The 18,806-nt window shown below is 65.1% G+C and carries 18 protein-coding genes and 1 pseudogene; 12 read left to right on the plus strand and 7 right to left on the minus strand.

The genetic code is table 11. The features are described 5' to 3' along the window. The 5 genes from dnaB to Q0S71_RS09925 all read left to right on the plus strand — a co-directional run. Positions 1-801, plus strand: an 801-nt coding sequence (gene dnaB / locus Q0S71_RS09905) for a replicative DNA helicase (RefSeq protein ID WP_295994358.1), incomplete at its 5' end; no start/stop codon positions are given. Between the two features lie 128 nt (positions 802-929). Continuing rightward, on the plus strand, positions 930-1,556 hold the full coding sequence (locus Q0S71_RS09910) for a DUF47 domain-containing protein (protein WP_295994360.1): 627 nt from the start codon (positions 930-932) through the stop codon (positions 1,554-1,556). Between the two features lie 40 nt (positions 1,557-1,596). Beyond that, positions 1,597-2,607: an inorganic phosphate transporter gene (locus tag Q0S71_RS09915; RefSeq protein ID WP_295994362.1), complete on the plus strand. Its 1,011-nt coding sequence runs from the start codon at positions 1,597-1,599 to the stop codon at positions 2,605-2,607. A gap of 130 nt (positions 2,608-2,737) precedes the next feature. After that, entirely contained in the window at positions 2,738-3,556 is an 819-nt protein-coding gene (locus Q0S71_RS09920; protein WP_295994365.1) for an AraC family transcriptional regulator, read from the plus strand. Between the two features lie 221 nt (positions 3,557-3,777). Then, positions 3,778-4,425, plus strand: a complete 648-nt coding sequence (locus tag Q0S71_RS09925) for an isochorismatase family cysteine hydrolase (protein ID WP_295994395.1) — start codon at positions 3,778-3,780, stop codon at positions 4,423-4,425. A gap of 134 nt (positions 4,426-4,559) precedes the next feature. On the opposite strand, the gene Q0S71_RS09930 is transcribed toward Q0S71_RS09925, so the two are convergent. After that, entirely contained in the window at positions 4,560-5,138 is a 579-nt protein-coding gene (locus Q0S71_RS09930; RefSeq protein ID WP_295994367.1) for a TetR/AcrR family transcriptional regulator, read from the minus strand. 156 nt (positions 5,139-5,294) lie between these two features. On the opposite strand from Q0S71_RS09930, the gene Q0S71_RS09935 reads away from it, so the two are divergent. Both Q0S71_RS09935 and Q0S71_RS09940 read left to right on the plus strand, forming a co-directional pair. After that, positions 5,295-5,981, plus strand: a complete 687-nt coding sequence (locus Q0S71_RS09935; protein ID WP_295994369.1) for a glutathione S-transferase family protein — start codon at positions 5,295-5,297, stop codon at positions 5,979-5,981. A gap of 110 nt (positions 5,982-6,091) precedes the next feature. After that, complete coding sequence (locus Q0S71_RS09940; RefSeq protein WP_295994372.1) at positions 6,092-7,075, plus strand: alpha/beta hydrolase; 984 nt, start codon at positions 6,092-6,094, stop codon at positions 7,073-7,075. Positions 7,076-7,113: 38 nt separating this feature from the next. On the opposite strand, the pseudogene Q0S71_RS09945 reads toward Q0S71_RS09940, so the two are convergent. The 3 genes and pseudogenes from Q0S71_RS09945 to ycaO form a co-directional block, all read right to left on the minus strand. Next, a pseudogene (locus tag Q0S71_RS09945) lies at positions 7,114-7,293 on the minus strand (VapC toxin family PIN domain ribonuclease); the annotation flags it as partial. Next, positions 7,241-7,486 carry an antitoxin gene (locus tag Q0S71_RS09950; protein WP_295994374.1) on the minus strand — a complete coding sequence of 82 codons (246 nt, stop codon included), beginning with the start codon at positions 7,484-7,486 and terminating at the stop codon, positions 7,241-7,243. The gene Q0S71_RS09950 and the pseudogene Q0S71_RS09945, both read right to left, overlap by 53 nt. Before the next feature lie 199 nt (positions 7,487-7,685). Continuing rightward, positions 7,686-9,410: a 30S ribosomal protein S12 methylthiotransferase accessory factor YcaO gene (gene ycaO, locus Q0S71_RS09955; protein ID WP_295994377.1), complete on the minus strand. Its 1,725-nt coding sequence runs from the start codon at positions 9,408-9,410 to the stop codon at positions 7,686-7,688. Positions 9,411-9,737: 327 nt separating this feature from the next. Between ycaO and Q0S71_RS09960 the strand changes: the two genes are divergently transcribed. From Q0S71_RS09960 to Q0S71_RS09970, 3 genes are all read left to right on the plus strand, one after another. Next, positions 9,738-10,319: a PEP-CTERM sorting domain-containing protein gene (locus Q0S71_RS09960; protein ID WP_295994379.1), complete on the plus strand. Its 582-nt coding sequence runs from the start codon at positions 9,738-9,740 to the stop codon at positions 10,317-10,319. 102 nt (positions 10,320-10,421) lie between these two features. Beyond that, positions 10,422-10,694, plus strand: a complete 273-nt coding sequence (locus Q0S71_RS09965) for a DUF6434 domain-containing protein (RefSeq protein WP_295994380.1) — start codon at positions 10,422-10,424, stop codon at positions 10,692-10,694. 108 nt (positions 10,695-10,802) lie between these two features. Next, the gene (locus tag Q0S71_RS09970; RefSeq protein WP_295994382.1) at positions 10,803-12,137 is read left to right on the plus strand and encodes a DUF2325 domain-containing protein; all 1,335 of its coding nucleotides are present in this window, start codon (positions 10,803-10,805) and stop codon (positions 12,135-12,137) included. 130 nt (positions 12,138-12,267) lie between these two features. Here the strand turns inward: Q0S71_RS09970 and Q0S71_RS09975 are convergent, their stop codons facing one another. The 3 genes from Q0S71_RS09975 to Q0S71_RS09985 form a co-directional block, all read right to left on the minus strand. Next, the gene (locus Q0S71_RS09975; protein WP_295994385.1) at positions 12,268-12,621 is read right to left on the minus strand and encodes a LysR family transcriptional regulator; all 354 of its coding nucleotides are present in this window, start codon (positions 12,619-12,621) and stop codon (positions 12,268-12,270) included. Positions 12,622-12,655: 34 nt separating this feature from the next. Next, positions 12,656-13,219 carry a GNAT family N-acetyltransferase gene (locus tag Q0S71_RS09980; protein ID WP_295994387.1) on the minus strand — a complete coding sequence of 188 codons (564 nt, stop codon included), beginning with the start codon at positions 13,217-13,219 and terminating at the stop codon, positions 12,656-12,658. A gap of 72 nt (positions 13,220-13,291) precedes the next feature. Further along, a complete protein-coding gene (locus Q0S71_RS09985) occupies positions 13,292-14,188 on the minus strand; it encodes an MBL fold metallo-hydrolase (RefSeq protein ID WP_295994389.1) in 897 nt (298 codons plus the stop codon). Positions 14,189-14,522: 334 nt separating this feature from the next. Here Q0S71_RS09985 and Q0S71_RS09990 point away from each other — a divergent pair, with 334 nt between their 5' ends. Both Q0S71_RS09990 and Q0S71_RS09995 read left to right on the plus strand, forming a co-directional pair. Beyond that, entirely contained in the window at positions 14,523-16,163 is a 1,641-nt protein-coding gene (locus tag Q0S71_RS09990; RefSeq protein WP_295994391.1) for an HD family phosphohydrolase, read from the plus strand. Positions 16,164-16,227: 64 nt separating this feature from the next. Continuing rightward, on the plus strand, positions 16,228-18,504 hold the full coding sequence (locus tag Q0S71_RS09995; RefSeq protein WP_295994393.1) for a CHASE2 domain-containing protein: 2,277 nt from the start codon (positions 16,228-16,230) through the stop codon (positions 18,502-18,504). Positions 18,505-18,806: the final 302 nt, after the last annotated feature.

Raw genomic sequence — 18,806 nt, forward strand, 5'->3', positions numbered from 1 at the left:
GTGCCGACCGGCTTCATCGACCTCGACCGCATGACCTCCGGTCTGCAGCCGGGCGACCTGGTGATCGTGGCCGGCCGTCCCTCGATGGGCAAGACGGCGTTCTCGGTCAACATCGGCGAGAACGTGGCGATCGAGGCCGGCCTGCCGGTGGCGATCTTCTCGATGGAGATGGGCGGCGCCCAGCTGGCGATGCGTATGCTGGGCTCGGTCGGCCAGCTCGACCAGCACCGCCTGCGCACCGGCCGCCTCAACGACGAGGACTGGCCGCGCCTGACCCACGCCATCCAGAAGATGAACGACGCCCAGTTGTTCATCGACGAAACCCCGGCGCTGAACCCGATCGAGATGCGCGCCCGCGCGCGTCGTCTGTCGCGCCAGTGCGGCAAGCTGGGCCTGATCATCGTCGACTACCTGCAGCTGATGACGGGCAGCCAGCCGGGCGACAACCGCGCCTCCGAAATTTCGGAGATCTCGCGTAGCCTCAAGGGCCTGGCCAAGGAGTTGCAATGCCCGGTGATCGCGCTGTCGCAGCTGAACCGCTCGCTCGAGCAGCGCCCCAACAAGCGTCCCGTGATGTCCGACCTGCGCGAGTCCGGCGCGATCGAGCAGGATGCCGACGTCATCATCTTCCTGTATCGCGATGAAGTTTATAACCCCGACTCGCCCGATAAAGGCACGGCTGAAATCATCATCGGCAAGCAGCGTAACGGCCCGATCGGCGCCGTGCGCCTGACCTGGATCGGCCAGTACACCAAGTTCGGCAACTACAGCGGCAGCCTGGCGATGTACCAGGGCGACTAATCCCCGATGACGGGCCCATGCATCGCCGATGCCTAGGCTATCAATCGTCGACTTATCCTTTGCGCGGCCCGCTCCGGTCCACCCCGGCGGGCGGCGCAGCAATTCGAATTTATGAACGGAGAATGACCATGTTTGGACGACTGATGCCCACCGAGGGCAAATTTTTTGAATTGTTCAACCAGCACGCCGAACTGTGCGTCAAAGGCGCCAAGGAAATGCTGGGCCTGATGACCAATTTCGACGACCTGGAAAACCGCGTGCACGCCATCGAGAGCATCGAAAAGCAGGCCGACAAGATCACCTACGCCACGGTCGACATGTTGCACAAGACCTTCATCACGCCCATCGACCGCGACGACATCCACAAGCTCATCACGCGCATGGACGACATCCTCGACCTGCTGGAAGACGCGGCCCAGACCGTCTCGCTGTACGACCTGCATTCGGTCACGCCGGAAGCCAAGCGCCTCGCCGAGCTGGTGCTGGCCTGTACCGAGAAGGTGCGCGACGCCGTGGCGCTGCTGCACAATATGGACAATTCGCGCCAGATCGTCGCCATCTGCGAAGAGATCGACCGCCTCGAATCGGACGCCGACCACGTCATGCGCGCCGCCATGTCCAAGCTGTTCCGCGACGAACCGGACGTGCGCAACCTCATCAAGATGAAGGCCATCTATGAAATCCTCGAAACGGTCACCGACCGCTGCGAGGACGTGGCCAACATCATCGAAGGCATCATCGTCGAAAACGCCTAACGGTCGCCGCGGCAAACCAGACAACAACTAAAAAACTCTCATGCATACCCTACAACTGAGCATCTACGTGCTGGGCCTGTTGATCGGCCTGGCGCTGGTGTTTGACTTCATGAACGGCTTCCACGACGCCGCCAACGCCATCGCCACCGTCGTCTCGACCGGCGTGCTCAAGCCGCAGACGGCCGTCGCCATGGCCGCCGTGTTCAACTTCATCGCCATCTTCGTCGTCGGCCTGGGCGTCGCCGCCACCGTCGGCAAGGGCACCATCGACCCCGGCGTCGTCGACCAGTACGTCATCTTCGGCGCCCTGGTCGGGGCCATCGCCTGGAATCTGTTCACCTGGTATTACGGCATCCCGTCGTCGTCGTCGCACGCGCTGATCGGCGGCCTGGTCGGCGCCGCCGTCGCCAAGTCCGGCACCGGCGCGCTGGCCGGCGGCGGCCTGCTGAAAACCGTGGAATGGATCGTCCTGTCGCCGCTGCTGGGCTTCATCTTCGGCTCGCTCATCATGTTGCTGGTGTCGTGGCTGTTCGTGCGCTCGACGCCGCGCCGCGTCGACAAATGGTTCCGCCGCCTGCAACTGTTCTCGGCCGCCAGCTACAGCCTGGGCCACGGCGGCAACGACGCGCAAAAAACCATCGGCATCATCTGGATGCTGCTCATCGCCAGCGGCAACGTCGCCGTGGCCGACAAGTCGCCGCCGATCTGGGTCATCGTGTCCTGCTACACGGCGATCTCGGCCGGCACGCTGTTCGGCGGCTGGCGCATCGTCAAGACCATGGGCCAGAAGATCACCAAGCTCAAACCGGTGGGCGGCTTTTGCGCCGAAACGGGCGGCGCGCTGACCTTGCTGCTGGCGTCGATGTTCGGCGTGCCGGTCTCGACCACGCACACCATCACCGGCGCCATCGTCGGCGTCGGCTCGGCGCAAAAGATGTCGGCCGTGCGCTGGGGCGTGGCGGGCAATATCGTGTGGGCCTGGATCTTCACGATTCCGGCCTCGGCCTTCGTGGCCGCGATCGCCTGGTGGCTGGGCCATCACATCATGTAAGCGTCGCGCTGGCATGGAAGGGAAGGGGAGCTGCGGCTCCCTTTTTTTCGCCCCGGCACGCGGCGCGGTGAAATCACTTACAATCGCCGCCTGTCCCGTCTTTCCCTCCATCCCGTCCACCAGGCCCGCCATGGATGCCCTTTCCGACTTCTTCGACCGCGTGCAGCTCAAAGGCCGCTTGTTTTTCGCGGGCAAGGTCGACGGCACGCTCGACATCGACAAGCCGCCCGGCACCGCCTTCATCCACATCCTGGAGCAGGGCGGCATCGACCTGGTGCGGCCTGGCCATCCCAGCATCCCGGTGCGCGAGCCCAGCATCCTGCTCTGTCCCGGCAGCTGCCGCTACAAGCTGCGCGCGTCCGGCATCGACGGCGCCAACATCGTTTGCGCCAGTTTTGAATTCGGCGCCGCCATCGGCCGCACGCTGCCGTTCGGCGTCACCGACACCATCATCTTCAAGTTCAGCGAACTGGACCATGTGCTGCCGGTGATGGAGACGCTGCTGGCCGAATTCCGTGGCGCCGGTCCCGGCCGTCACAAGGGCATGAGCGTGCTGTTCGAATACATCCTGATCCTGCTGGTGCGCCAGGCCATCGCCCGGCAAGCCATTTCCCGTGGCGTGCTGTTCGCCATGCTCGACGCCCAGGTCGGCAAGGCGCTGGCCGCCATCCACCAGCAGCCGGAGCAGCCGTGGAGCGTGGGCCAGCTGGCCGCGCTGGCCGGCATCTCGCGCTCGAGTTTTTCGGCCCGCTTCGCCGAGCTGGTGGGCGAGCCGCCGATCAGTTATCTGGCCGCCTGGCGCATCAAGCTGGCGCAGGATTTGATGGCGCAGGGCGTGGCGCTGAAAATCGTCGCCGCCTCGGCCGGCTTCAGCTCGCAGGCGGCGTTCACGCGCGCCTTCGCGCACGAGACCGGCATGCCGCCGGGCGAGTGGCTCAAGCGCGCCTAGCGTGTTTCCGCGCCCCGCCGGCGGATGGGGTAAAAGCGGCGGACGCCGGGGCAAAAGCGCGGCCCGCCCTGGCGCTACGATGGAGTTGTCTCGCGGGATAGCGGTGGAAACGGTTTCCCCTCCCGGCGAACATCCTCCATGGAGCTACCGTGACTACTCTGAAATCCGACCTCAACAGCCTGTACGCCGACCCGGCCAATCCCGTTTTGCCCGCCTCGACGATGGTGCTCGACCCGGCCCGCTGCGCGCTGGTGGTGATCGATCCGCAAGTGGACTTCCTCACGCCGCAGGGTGTGGCCTGGAGCCTGGTGGGCGAGAGCGTCACCGAAAACGGCGTGGTCGACAATCTCGACCGCCTGTTCGCCGCCGCCAAGCGGGCCGGCGTGGTGGTCGCCGTGTCGCCGCACTACTATTATCCGACCGACCATGAGTGGGATTTCGGCGGCGCCAGCGAAAAGTTGATGCACGATATCTGCATGTTCGACCGCAGCAGCCCGGTGTCCATGGACGGCTTCGAAAATTCCGGCGCCGATTATCTGCCGCAGTTCAAGCCCTACATCCTCGACGGCAAGACCATCATCTGCTCGCCGCACAAGGTTTATGGACCGGAGAGCAACGACCTGGTGTTACAACTGCGCAAGAAGGGCATCAGCCAGGTGGTGCTGGCGGGGATGGCGGCCAATCTGTGCGTGGAGTCGCATCTGCGCGAGCTGATGGAGCAGGGCTTTGAAGTGGCCGTCGTACGCGACGCCACGGCCGGTCCGCGCACGCCTGAGGGCGACGGCTATCTGGCCGCCATGATTAACTTCCGCTACCTGGCGTCGGCGCTGTGGACCACCGGGCAAGTGGTGGACAAGCTGGCCGCGTAAGCACACGAACTATAAACGCACCGCGCCGCGATGGCGGCCGCTGCGACGGCTGTTGCCAGCTCGTGCCCGCTCGGGCCGGGAGTCAAGCCGGCAACTCAAGCCGGCAACTCAGGCCGGCAATTCAGGCCGGCAACTCAGGCCGGCAGCGCGGGCAGCAGTCCGGCGCTGCGATACGCTTCCAGCGTTTTATCGAACACCGTCACGTCGTCGCAGCCGCGCGCCACCAGCTGCGCGCCTTCGATGGCGGCGAAGATGCCGAAGGCCCAGCGCTGCGCGGCCTCCGCCTCGATTTTCGGATGGCCCAGCGCCACCACCTTCGTCAGCCATTCGACGATCATCGTCGTGTAGCGCTCCACTTCGCTGCGCACTTCCAACGCCAGTTCCGGCCGCTCCGCCGCCAGGATGCCGCCCAGGCACATGCGGTTTTCGCGCAGCAGCGTGTTGCGGAACACGTCGGCATAGCTGGCGATGCAGGTTTTCCAGCCCTGTTTGGTGTCGAGCAGCTCGTTCAGATACAGCAAAAAATCATCCGTGTAGCGCCGCGCCAGCGCCGCGCCCAGATCGTCCTTGGTCGGAAAATAATAGTGGATGCTGGCGCTTTTGATGCCGACCGCCGTGGCCAGCTCGCGGAAGCTCAGCGAGTTGTAGCCCCGCGCCTGCACCATCGGCCGCGCCGTCGCCATGATGGTTTCTTTCATATCGCTCGTACTCACGTTCGCCTTCCTTCCTGAAAATATCGCTTGACGCGCTTCCTCGATCGACCTATTATCCTATCTATCGGTAGGTAGACAAGTTCTTAAAGCTCCGCCGCCGTTCGTGTTCATTATAATCTATCTACCGAAAGGTAGAATAACTTCGCAAAGTACGCCATGAAAATCTACGACACCCCAGGTTTCCCCAACCCCGCCCGCATCCGCATCGTCCTGGCCGAAAAAGGCCTGGACGCGCAAGTGCAGTTCGTCAAGGTCGACCTGGTGGGCGCCGAGCACAAGCAGGCGGCCTTTTTGGCCAAGAACCCGACCGGCGTGGTGCCGGTGCTGGAACTGGACGACGGCACGCTGATTACCGAAAGCGTCGCCATCAGCGCCTATCTGGACAACCTCGACGGCCAGCCTACGCTGACCGGCACCACCCCGCGCGAAAAAGCGCTGATCGCGATGATGCAGAAACGCGCCGACGACCAGTTGATCGACGCCATCGGCAGCTATTTCCACTTCGGCACCGTCGGCCTGGGCGACCAGCTGCAAGCGCACAAGAGTCCCGAATGGGCCGGCCGCACAGAGTGGGCCGGGCGCGAGCGCGACAAATACGTGCAGGGCTTGAAGGACTTCAACGAGGTGCTGAAAACCCGGCCGTATCTGGCGGGCGAACAATTCTCGGTGGCCGACATCACGGCCTTTGCCGCGATGCTGCATGCCGTCTATGCCGGCGTGGCCATTCCGGTCGATTGCGAGGCACTGCTCGCGTGGCAGGCCAGAGTGGCGGCGCGGCCAAGCGTCCAGAACCGCAGCGGCCAGGCCATCGATGCAGAAGACCTGCGCCGCCTCGGCCTCTGAGTGCTGTCAGCGATAGGGCGGCCGGTGCCAGACGCGCCGGCCGCCCTTTAAAAACAAATCATCCGTCAGCGCCGCCGGCGCTGGCCCGCGTAACCATCAAGGAAAAGATCATGTCCAATACCGCACATCCTGAAATCAATTCCCGCCGCAACCTGCTGGCGGGCGTGGCCGGCGCCGTGGCCGGAGCCGGCCTGGCCGTCATGGGCGGCAACGCCGTCGCGGCCCAGCTCAAGCAGCCTAATCTCGCCGCCGCCGTTGCCGCCAAGCTGACGGCCAGCACCGTCACCGCCAAGGACGGCACCGTGCTCTATTACAAGGACTGGGGCAGCGGCCCGGTGGTCGTGTTCAGCCACGGCTACCCGCTGTCGTCGGACGCGTGGGAAAACCAGATGCTGTTCCTGTCGCAGCACGGCTACCGCGTGATCGCGCACGACCGCCGCGGTTTCGGCCGCTCCAGCCAGCCATCGACCGGCTACGATTACGACACCTTCGCCGACGACCTGGCCACGCTGCTCGACGCGCTCGACATCAAGCAAGCCACCTTCATCGGCCATTCGATGGGCGGCGGCGAAGTGGCGCGCTATGTCGGTCGCCACGGCCAGAAGCGCGTCGCCAAAGTGGCGCTGGTGGCGGCCGTCACGCCCTTTTTGCTGAAGACGGCCGACAATCCGAACGGTGCGCCGAAAGAGTTTTTCGACGGCTTCCGCAGCGCCGTCACGAGCGACCGCGCGCAGTGGAACAAGGACGTCAGCATGCCTTACTATAACTTCAACCGTCCCGGCGCCAAGGTGTCCGAAGGCGTGCGCGAGGACTATTGGCGCCAGGGCATGAACACCGGCATGCAGGCCGCGTATCAAGCCATCGGCGCGTTCTCGGAAACCGACTTCCGCGACGACCTGAAAAAAATCACCGTGCCGACCTTGATTATCCACGGCAGCGACGACCAGATCGTGCCGATTGAAATCTCCGGCAACGTGGCGGCCAAGCTCGTCAAGCATGCGCAATTGATCGTGTACGACGGCGGCTCGCACGGCCTGTTGCTGACGCAGAAGGACCGCCTGAACGCGGACCTGCTGGCCTTCCTGAAATCGTAAGGGGAAGGGGGGCGGCGCGGCGGCTGCGCACGATGTGTTCAGCCGTCCAGCCAGTTTTCGATTTTCAAGTCGCCATGGCATGAAAAATCGCGCACATTGTTTGTCACCAGGATGATGTCGAGCGATAGCGCGTGCGCCGCGATGAGCTTGTCGAGCTGATCTCGTTTACGGTCGTTGCTGGCGTGCCTGACCGGGCCATAAGCTCTTGCCGCGGCCATCGGCCATGAAGTCCACCGGGAAGCTCGCGAATTTTTTCAACACATCGGCCAGCGACCGCTGCACCGGGCGTATTCTCAACTCGTCGCCGACGCGTTCGATTTCCAGCGCGATGCCGGCGTCTTGATAAGCGATCTCGGCCGGAATACGCACCGCTTGCGAATTCCCGGTTTTGAAAAGTTTAGTCGGATGCATGGCGTGGTCCCCGGTTGGCGTTCCATTCAATGTAGGCCGCAAGACGGTGAATATAAATCCCTATATGAGCATGCGTTTTGCGCCGCATAAAAGATGCGGCGATCCTGGCTCCGGCCCGCAGCCACCGCCGATCACGGGCAAGCGCCGCGCGTAAAAAAAGGCGCACGCGGCGCCTTTCCTTGTCGCGGCGCGGCCGCTGTTACGCGGCGTCGGCGGCGAACAGCTTGTCGTAGGCGGCCAGCAGCGTCTGGTGCATGGCGCTGCCCTCGAAGTCGGCGCCCAGCGTCTCGAGGCCGAAGAAACGCGCGCTGCCGTCGAGCAGCGCCTCGGCCTGGCGCACGGTGTCGGCGCCGTACATCAGCTCGAACGAGCGGCGATAATTGTCCGCGTCTTCCAGGTTGATGATGCTCTCGATGCAGCGGTACACCAGGCGGCGCGCCGGCGCCAGATCCTTGAAGTGGTGGATCCAGTCGCAGCCTTCCAAGATCGCTTCCTCGTCGCCGACCACCAGGGCCAGCAGGGTCTTCAGCTCGCCGATGCGCAACTGCTTCCACGGCGTGCCCAGCGGGATCGCCAGGCCGAGGATTTCCCACAGCGGACGCTCATCGTTCAAGTTCGACGTTTGCAGGTCGGCCAGCAGGCTGGCGCATTCGGCCTCGCTCAAATCATGCAGGCGCACCAGCAGCGGACGCAGCGCGTTGCCGATGCTGTTGTTTTCCCATTCCAGGTCTTCGACCGGGTAGATTTCCGAGAAGCCCGGCACCAGCATGCGGCAGCTGTACGCGCCTTGCTCGCTGAAGTCGGCCACGTAGATATCCTTGTCCTCGGCGTGCACGGCGTTGACCAGCCAGTCGTAGTCTTCCTGCGTCGTGGTGCTGAAGTTCCAGTCGCAGAAAGGGAAGTCCGGCGTGTCGCCCATGAAGTTCCAGCTGATGACGCCGCTCGAATCGACGAAGTGGATTTCCAGGTTGGCCACGGCGTTGATTTCGCTCATGTCGAAGCCCGGCTCCGGGAAGCCTTCGAGCGAATCGAGGGCGCGGCCCTGCAACAGTTCCGTCATGGCCCGTTCCAGCGCGATTTCGAAGCGCGGGTGCGCGCCGTAGCTGGAGAACACACCCTGGTCTTTCGGATGGATCAGCGTCACGTTCATGACCGGATACTTGCCGCCCAGCGAAGCGTCCTTGACCAGGATGCCGAAGCCGGCCGCGCGCAAGCCGGCGATGCCGGCCTCGATGTTCGGATAGCGGGCGATCACGTCGTCCGGCACTTCCGGCAGGCACAGGCCTTCGGCGATGATGCGGTACTTGATGGCGCGCTCGAAGATTTCGGACAGCGCCTGGCTGCGCGCCTCCATCAGCGTATTGCCGGCGGCCATGCCGTTGCTGACGTAGAGGTTGCCGATGATGTTGACCGGGATGTAGGCGGTCGAACCGTCGCGCACGCAGGTGTAGGGCAGGGCGCAGATGCCGCGCTCGACATTGCCCGAGTTCAGGTCGACCAGCACGCTGCCGTCGATTTCGCCGTCGGGATTGTAAAAGGCGTGCAGCGCCGGATTGAGCATCTCGTCGGGCCAGCTGCCGTCGGCCGTCGGCGCGAACCATTTTTCCTGCGGATAGTGGACGAAGGGACGGCTGGCGCGGGTGGCGCCGAGGTGGAAGTGGGTCCAGAAATAATGGGTGCCGAGGCGCTCGAAGAATTCGCCGTAGGCGCTGGCGCGCGCGGCCAGTTCGGTCGCGCCCTTGCCGTTCGAGAACAGCATCTGGCAATCGTTGTCCTTCATGTGGGTCGACCAGATGCCGTCGACCTCGTGCAGCAGCGACGATTCGTTGAGCTTGAAGCCGCGCTGGGCCAGCTTGGCCTGCATGGTGGCGATGGTCGTTTCGAGGGCGGCATCTTTGCCGGGAATAAAGGTTTCAGTGGTCATGGGGGCGTCTCGGTCAGGTGGACGGCAAACGCGCGCGGCGTCTGATGAAAAAAAGTTACAGTGGCTACGTCGGCAAGCTCGGGGCAAGTCAAGGCGGCAAGGCGCCGGTGGGGGAAGTCTGAACCCGCGCCGGCCGGCAAGCCGCTGCGGACATCCCGGATGCTGACCCGAAGCATACCATTTGTGGTCGCGGCGCTACAAATGCGCGCAACCACCGTAAGCGGCTTGCGGTTCAGATCGTAGCGGGTATTCTGGGAGACAATCGCTGCAAAAACTGAAATTAATGTTGGCATTCGGCACTTAATTAAACTATTGCGAGGGAACACCATGAAACTTTTGATTAAAGCAGTAATGTTCAGCGCCGCCTGCGCCTTGGCGGCTACATCGGCGCAAGCGGCCGATTACACGGTCAGCGCGCATGACAACAGCAGCACCGGCGGCACATCCGTCGGGACGCTGACGCTGACCGCCGGCGAAACCTTCACCGTCAGCGCCGGCCTGGGCGACTTGTGGAGCGCGGGCGCTTTGCCGCGCTGGTCGAACGCCAACGGCCTGACCGGCACGGTCATCGCCACCGGCAGCGATGAATCGGGCCAGCCCGTCGGCACCGTCATCGGCAGCAATTTCGGCACCTGGACCGAAAACGGCTACAGCGCCCCGTATGGCTCGCTGGTGGGCGAGATCGGCGGCCACTTCCTCACGCTGGGAGCCGGTTTCATCGGCGCCGCGCCGGCGGCCGGCAAGCTCAACCTGTTCTACTGGGATAGCAACAACGCCGACAACACCGGCTCCGTGCTGGTGCACGTCAACGCCGTGCCGGAACCGGGCACCTATCTGATGCTGGGCGCCGGCCTGCTGCTGCTGGGCGGCGCTTCGCGTCGTCGTCAGCAGGACAAATTCACGAGCTGAGCGGCATTGCCGCGTAGAGGGAACGGACGGCGCTGCGGCGCCGTTTTTGCGCCGGACCGGGCTTGGCCGGCCCCGATCACCACGCATGATGATGGATACGATATGAACCTGGATTGGCACGGTGCTGATATCGCGCGGTCGACGGCGGTCGATGCCGCCTATAAGAACACCCAGAACGTGCGGCGCTTTATGGCGCGGCACTGTGGCGCCGATTTCAAATTCGACCGCGCTTTCATGGCGTGGATACGCGATGGCGCGCACAAAACCATGGGCGACGTGGTCGATGAGTGGCTGCGCCGCCGCTCGGCCGCCCAAATTGACGCCCGCACCGACGTCCAAACTGGCATCCAAACAGACGTCCGCACTGGCGCTTGAACCCGCGTCGTGCCGTGCGCCGCTTTCGATGGACCGCCGCGCCTTGGCAGCTGGCCATGATTTACGCTATATTCTGATGTATATAGCGACTTCAAGCGAGACCCTACCATGCCTCACCTGCCGGGTAACACCGCCTCCCCTCCGAACCACGTGCAGCGCATGATGGCCGGCATGGCCGCTCGCGCCGCCACCGGCGCGTCCGGGGACGGCTGCTGCGCGCCGGTCCCGACCTTGGTCACGGCCCCCAACGCGGCGTCGCGGGCGCGCCGTTCCCGCTTGTCCGACCTCGATCCCCACGTCCACTGTTCCATCATCGGCACCTGCCTGAGCACGATGGAGCTGCGCAAGCTGGTGCCGCGCTACGCCGTCCTCCTCGACCGCAAAACCGCCAGCGACCTCGATATCCACCACGCGGCGGTCGAGCTGTCGACCGCCGGCGGCGCCGCCGTCAAGGAACTCAATAAGGCGCTCGACACGCGCCACGCGCTGACCGTCAGGCGCTTCAAGAACGCCGCCGACGACGCGGCCTTGCGCGCGCTGTGGCAGGCCGCGCTGGCCAACGGCGACGTGGCCGGCGCCTACTGGGCCGTGATGACGCATCCGGCCGGCGGCGTCGCGCTGCGCGGCCTGGCCTTCGGCGACGTGCACATGCTGTCGCATCTGGTCGGCGCATCGAACCGCGCCGACATCCGCCGGCTGGCGGCGCTGGAAAAAGAAAACGACGCGCTGAAGGAACAGGGCGGCCGCCAGCAGGCGCGCCAGCATGAAATGAGCGCCCACCACGAACACGTCGTGCGCCAGCTGGAACAGCAGGTGGCGCAGCTGACGGGCCGGCGCGGGCAGCAACTGGCCGCCGTCGGCGCGGCCGACGAACTGGCGCGCCTGCGCGACACGCTGGCCGACGGCGCACGGCAGATCGCGCTGCACACCGCGCGCCGCAGCGACGCCGAACAGAAACTGCAACAGCAGGAAGACGCGCTGCAAACGCTGCGCGCCGCGCAGCAGCGCATGCAGGAAGACGCCGACGCCGCGCGCGCCGAAATCGAGGCGCTGGAGCAGGCGCTCGAACGCGCTCTGGCGCAGTCGCAGCAGCCCGGCGCGTCCGCGTCCGCGCTGCCGCGGTTGAATGGAATATGCGTGGTCTATGTTGGCGGCCGGCCGTCGTCGTCGACGATGCTGGGCCAGATGGTGGCCGCCGCCGGCGGCGAGCTGCTGGTGCACGACGGCGGCATTGAAGACCGGCGCGGCTTGCTGGCCGCGATGCTGCCGCGCGCGCAGATGGTGGTGTTCCCGGTCGACTGCATCAGCCACAACGCGATGCACGTCACCCGGCAGGCCTGCGCGTGGCTGGGCATCGCCTGCCATCCGCTGCGCACGGCCAGCGTCGCCAGCTTCGTCGAGTTGATGCGGCGGCTCGGGGTCGCCGCCGCCAGCGCCGCGTAAATTTCAGGCGCGTTGAAAGCGCGCGTCGAACGACGGCGCGGCGGCCAGCGCGGCGCTGAACATCAGGGCGCGGAACAGAATTGTCATATCGACTCCTCAGTGGTGGAGGTGAGAACTTCAGTCGTGGTTTTTAAGCGCCGCGCTTGAGCAACTGCGACAGCCGATCCAGATGCGGCTGCGCCGCGTCGATGGCGGCCCGCTCCATGTCGCGAAACTGCGCCAGCACGGCGACGCCGTCCTCGGTCAGCTGCGCGCCGCCGCCCTGCGCGCCGCCGGCCGCGCTGAGCACCAGCGGCTGCTGAAAGCAGCGGTTCATCACGTCGACCAGCAGCCACGCGCGCCGGTACGACATGCCCATGCTGCGCGCGGCGCCGCTGATCGACCCCGCCTCGGCGATCGCTTCGAGCAGGTCGGCCTTGCCCGGTCCCATGGCGACTTCTTCGTCGCGCATCAGCCGCAGTTTGAGATTGAGTGTCAGGTCCATGGAATGAAAGTGGCGAGGGTGCGGGGCCGCGTGCTTATACACGCGGCGTGGTCGGCGCGGCCGATCCAGCGGCGGCCTGCACGGCCAGCCATTTTTCGCGCGAGATGCCATACACCGCCAGGTCGCGCTGATACCAATGCTCGATGCTGATAAAGCGCATGCCGAGACGCTCCATGACGGCGGCCGAATCGGCATTCTCTTGATGGCAGACGGCGCACAGCAGCTGCGCGTCGAGCGCGGCGAAAGCGAACCGCATCATCGTCCGCGCCGCTTCCGTCGCATAGCCTTGGCCCCAGTGGTCGGGATGCAAACGCCAGCCCAGTTCCAGCGGGTTGAGCGGATTGCGTTCGATATTCTGGACGCAGCCGGTGCCCACCAGCGCGCCGCTGTCGATGTCGATATACGCCCACCACGAATAGCCGCATAGCGCCCACTGCGCCTTGGTGCGCTCTATCATCGCCGTGGTCTGTTCCGGCGTGTCCGGCTGGCCGGTGATGTAGCGCATCACCTCGGGCCGGCGGTTGATCGCGTACAGGCCGTCGAAATGGCTGTCGTTCAGGGGTTCCAGGCGCAAGCGCTGCGTGTGCAAAATGGTCATGCGAAGCAGTCTACCCGATCCGTGCCGCGCGGCCTACTCGAAGCCGACCGCGCGCACCATCGCCGGCGTGCGTCAGGCGACGGCCACTTCCAGGCCTTCGTAGGCGAGGAACACCTGCATGGCGCCGAGCTGGCCGGCGTGGCGCGCCATCACGTCGGCGAACACCGCTTCGAGTTCGTCGTCGCCGCGGGTCGGTTCGTGGTGGGTGCAGTACAGCTGGCGGGCGCCGGCCCGCAGCGCCATCGCGAACGCCGAGTCGAAGGTGCCGTGGCCCCAGCCCTGCTTGGCCGGATATTCCTCGCGCGTGTACGAGCAGTCGACGATCATCACGTCGACGCCGCGCACGGCGGCGTCGATGGCGCGGTTGCGCTCCTCGATGTGGCGCTGGCAGCTGTCATGCTCGGGATGGCCGGCCGGATGCGGGTTGTAATGCGGCTCGTGGTCGCCCGTGAAGAACACCGACTTGCCGTTGCATTCGACGCGGTAGCCCAGGTCCGTCACCGGGTGGTTCATCACCACGTTGTGGACCACGGCGTCGCCCACCGGCTCCGGCTGGCCGATGTGGATGGTCTTGTATTCGATGGTGGCGTCCATCTGCGTTTCGCTGACGGGGAAGTAGCTGTTTTGCAGCTGCACGCCCATCACGTGCTCGATGCCGTTGCCGGTCACCGGGTCGGTCACGCCGTGCAGCCGCACGCGGCTGCCGCGGATGAACAGCGGCGTGAAGAAGGGCAGGCCGTGGATGTGGTCCCAGTGGCTGTGCGTGATGAAGATGTTGGCCTGCACCGGCAGCAGTTTCTGCGCGATCAGCGATTGGGCCAGCGCGAAGATGCCGGTGCCGCCGTCGATCACGATCAGGGTGTCGTCGTCGCTGCGGATTTCGATGCAGGTCGTGTTGCCGCCGTAGCGCGCCGTGCGCGGCCCCGGCGACGGGATGGACCCGCGCACGCCCCAGAATTTGAATTTCATGCTCAGCCCTTAGTCGTCATGCGACGCTCGCGTTATGGTCGACGGCGCCGCGTCCAAGGCACGGTCCATCTGTTGGTTTGCCCGCATCGGTCATGGTAGAAGAGGCAAGTGGCGATTACCCTGATGATAGCCTCTTTTGCAGACGCTCTGGTGCGATAGTTGCGGCGTGGCGTCGAGGTGTGGATTTGCCCCACACTTGCCGCCCGAATGATCATTTCCGATGTACAGGAGCTTGCACTAGAGCTACACTCATTATAAATAGGGTACTGCTTTGATATGCATCAATGATGTGTAAATAAACAATTGCTCCTCTACCGGCATCGACACCACCACCATGCAAGAGCTGAATCCCAAGCAAATTGCCCAGAGACTCGATCAGCTCACCGAGCTCAGTGTCGCACTCGGCGCGGGCGGCAATGTCGACGCCCTGCTCGAACGCATACTGATGGTGGCCAAGGACATGACGGCGGCCGACGGCGGCACCCTGTACCGTCCCAGCGACGACGGCCGCCGGCTGTGCTTCCACATTTCCGTCAACGACAGCCTGGGCATACGCCAGGGCGGCGCCAGCGGCGCGGCCATCAACCTGCCCAGCGTGGCGCTGTACGATGAACAGGGCCGCCAGAACCTGGCCTCGGTCGCCGCCTACGCCGCCAACCGCCGCCAGTCCGTCAACATCGAAGACGTCTACCAGGCCGACGAATTCAATTTTTCCGGCATGCGCTCGTTCGACCAGTTTTACCACTACCACTCGCAATCGTTCCTGACGGTGCCGATGAACGACCATGAAGGGGAACTGGTCGGCGTGCTCCAGCTGATCAACGCCAAGGACCCGGACAGCGGCGCGATCCGCGCCTTTTCGTCGACCGACCAGCGCTTCATCGAGGCGCTGGCGGCGCAGGCCGGCGTGGCCATCACCAACCAGCGCCTGATCGCCCAGCTGGAAGAACTGCTCGAATCGCTGGTCAACCTGATTAACATCGGCATCGACGAAAAGTCGCCCTACACGGGCCGCCACTGCCAGTTCGTGCCGGAGCTGACCATGATGCTGGCCGAGGCCGTGCACGCGACCGACAGCGGCCCGCTGGCGGCGTTCCGCATGAGCGACGCCGACCGCAAGGAACTGTGGCTGGCCGGCCTGCTGCACGACTGCGGCAAGATCACCACGCCGGTGCACGTGGTCGACAAGGCGACCAAGCTCGAAACCATCTTCGACCGCATCCACATGGTCGACACGCGCTTCGAAGTGCTGCTGCGCGACGCCGAAATCGCCGCCCTCAAACGCCAGCTGGCGCCGGGCGCCGACCGCGCCGCCATCGCCGCGGCGCTGGCCTGCGAGCAGGCCGCGCTGCGTGCCGAGCGCGACTTTGTGCGCATGGCCAATGTCGGCGGCGAGGGCATGGCGGCGGCCGACCAGGAGCGCGTGCGCGCCATCGCGCTGCGGCGCTGGGTCGGCCCGGACGGCGCCGAGCGCGACTTCCTCAGCGAGGACGAAGTGCACAACCTGAGCATCAAGTTCGGCACGCTGACCGAGCTCGAACGCAAGGAAATCAACAACCACATCACCGTCTCGATCCGCATGCTCGAAGCGCTGCCGTGGCCCAAGCATTTGAAGAACGTGCCGGAATACGCGGGCGGCCACCACGAGCGCATGGACGGCAAGGGTTATCCGCGCGGGCTGACCAAGGAGCAGATGTCGGTGCCGGCGCGGCTGATGGCGATCGCCGATATTTTCGAGGCGCTGACGGCGCGCGACCGGCCGTACAAGAAGGGCAAGCAGCTGTCGGAGTCGCTGCGCATACTCGGTAACTTCGCGCTCAACGGCCATATCGATCCCTATTTGTTCGATATCTTCATACGCAGTAAAATCTACCTCGAATTCGCGCACAAGAATATGGACCCGCGCCAGATCGATGCCGTCGACGAGGCGAAGATACCGGGCTATACGCAGCAGCAGGGGGCGGACCCCGCTTGAGTTGCGTGGCCGCGGTTAGCGTCTCCCCCTGTCTACCGCCCCCCCCACCACCACCGGAGCATGCGTGCGTCTGATCCCCGCCAAATGGAAAAAAAGTTTGCTGAAGTACGGCGCGCGCTGGGCGCTCGGCCTGCTGATGACGGCCGCCGCCGCGCTCTACACGCTGAACTTTTTCCCGGCCGACGCCGTCGCCCATCTCGACACCTTCCTGTCCGACCAGCGCATGCGCATCGCGCCGCCGCTGCTCGATCCGCGCATCGTCATCGTCGACATCGATGAAAAAAGCCTGACCGAGATCGGCCGCTTCCCGTGGAGCCGCAACGTCATGGCGCGCCTGGTGTCGCAGCTGACCACGCACTACCACGCCGGCGCCGTCGGCTTCGACATCTCCTTCCCCGAGCCGGACACCTCGTCCGGCTACGACGTGCTGCGCCAGCTGTCGCAGCACGAACTGAAAGACGTCGCCGGCTTCGGCAGCCGCCTGGCCGAACTGCGGCCGCAGCTCGATTACGACGGCTTGCTGGCCGCCGCCATCGACGGCCAGCCCGTGGTGCTCGGCTACAACGTGTCGAACAAGCAGACCAAGGGCGTGCTGCCGGCGCCGGCGTTCACGGTCGCCAGCCTCAATGGCCGCGAGGTCGACGCCTACGCCGCCAGCGGCTACGAGGCCAACATCGCGCGCCTGCAACACGCGGCCAGCGGCGCCGGCATCTTCACCGCCATGACCGATGCCGACGGCGTGGTGCGCACCTCGACGCTGCTGCAAAAAATCGGCGACGCCTACTATCCCTCGCTGTCGCTGGCCACCACCGCCGTGTTCCTGAAGGCGCGCGCGATCGCGCCGTATTTCAGCCAGACCGTCGACCAGCTGTCGGCGGCCGACCTGGACAACGGCGGCCTGGAAAACATCGTGCTGTTCACGCCCGCCGGCCAGGTCGGCATTCCGGTCGGCGAGGGCTTGACGACGACGGTGCAGTTTCGCGGCGGCGGCGGGCCGTCCGGCGGCGCCTTCCGCTACGTGGCGGCGGCCGACGTGCTGGCCGGCCGCGTCGCGCCGGCGTTGCTGGCGCACGCCATCGTCTTGGTCGGCACCACGGCGCCCGGCTTGAACGACTTGCGCGCCACGCCGGTGAACGCCGAATATCCGGGAGTGGAGGTGCACGCGAATTTAATCAAGTCCATGCTCGACCACAGCTTCAAGGCGCGGCCCTACGACGGCTTCGTGCTCGAAGCCTTGCAGGTGCTGGCGCTGGGCCTGTTCCTGACGGCCATGCTGGGCCGCTTGCCGCCGGCCTGGTCGACCGCGCTGTCGGCGGCGCTGATGGCGGCCGTCGCCGGCCTCAATTACTACCTCTATGCGCGCCAGGACATGGTGCTCAACATGGCCGTCATCCTGCTGCTGGTGTTCGCCCTGTTCCTGCTCGATATCGCCTGGGGCTATTTTTTCGAGGTGCGGCGCGGACGGGCGCTGGTGTCGCGCTTCGGCGAATACGTGGCGCCCGAGCTGGTGGCCGAGATGGCCGACGATCCGGCCAAATACAATATGGACGGCGAGAGCCGCGAGCTGACCGTGCTGTTCGTCGACGTGCGCGGCTTCACGACGATTTCGGAAGGGCTGACGCCGAAGGCGCTGCGCGAGTACATCAATTTGTACCTGACGGCGATGTCGGAAGATATCCGCGACAGCCACCGCGGCACGCTCGATAAATATATCGGCGACGCCGTCATGGCGTTCTGGGGCGCGCCCGTGGCCTTCGCCGACCACGCCAGCCGCGCCGTGGCGACGGCCTTGCTGATGCAGCGCAGCGCGCGCCGCCTGAACGACGATTTCATCGCGCGCGGCTGGCCGCCGCTAAAAATCGGCATCGGCCTGAACACCGGCTTGATGCACGTCGGCGACATGGGCTCCAAGATCCGCCGCGCCTACACGGTGATGGGCGACGCCGTCAACCTCGGCTCGCGGCTCGAAGGCATCACCAAGGTCTACGGCGTCGATATCGCGGTCGGCGCGGCGACGCGGGCGGCGGCGCCGGAATTCGTTTACCGCGAACTCGACCTGGTGCGCGTCAAGGGCAAGCGGGAGCCGGTGGCGATCTTCGAGCCGCTGGCGCTGGAACGCGACATCGACGCCGCCGTCCGCGCCGAGCTGGCGCGCTGGAACGAGGCGCTGGCCGCCGTGCGCGCCCAGCGCTGGGACGCGGCCGACGCCCTGATCGAAGGTTTGCGCGCGGCCGCGCCCGGGCGCGGCCTGTATGCGCTGTACCTGACGCGCATCGCGCATTACCGCGCCCATCCACCGGGACCGGACTGGGATGGCGTGACCACTTTCGAGACCAAATAAAGACCTTTCATCACGCCGGTGCGTACCGCGCCAGGCCGTCATTTGGCAAGTCGATAACGTTGCGTTTGGGTGTGCGTAAACCCGACGGAAATCGGAAAAATTTCTGACGGGCAGGTCAAAGACGATTAAACTTTAGGAAAGAATAATTTCCTTATAGATAGCAATTGTCTGGGTATCGGGAGGACGGATGAGCTTACCTTGCGCGCATCTGTGGAGTGTCGCCGTGGCGCTGATGGGGTGCGCCGGTTCCGCCTCGGCCGGCGCCGGCGTTGCCGGCCAGGGCGGCGCCGCCGCCACCGCCG

The sequence above is a fragment of the Rugamonas sp. genome, from assembly GCF_025354735.1.
Taxonomy (GTDB): domain Bacteria; phylum Pseudomonadota; class Gammaproteobacteria; order Burkholderiales; family Burkholderiaceae_D; genus Rugamonas.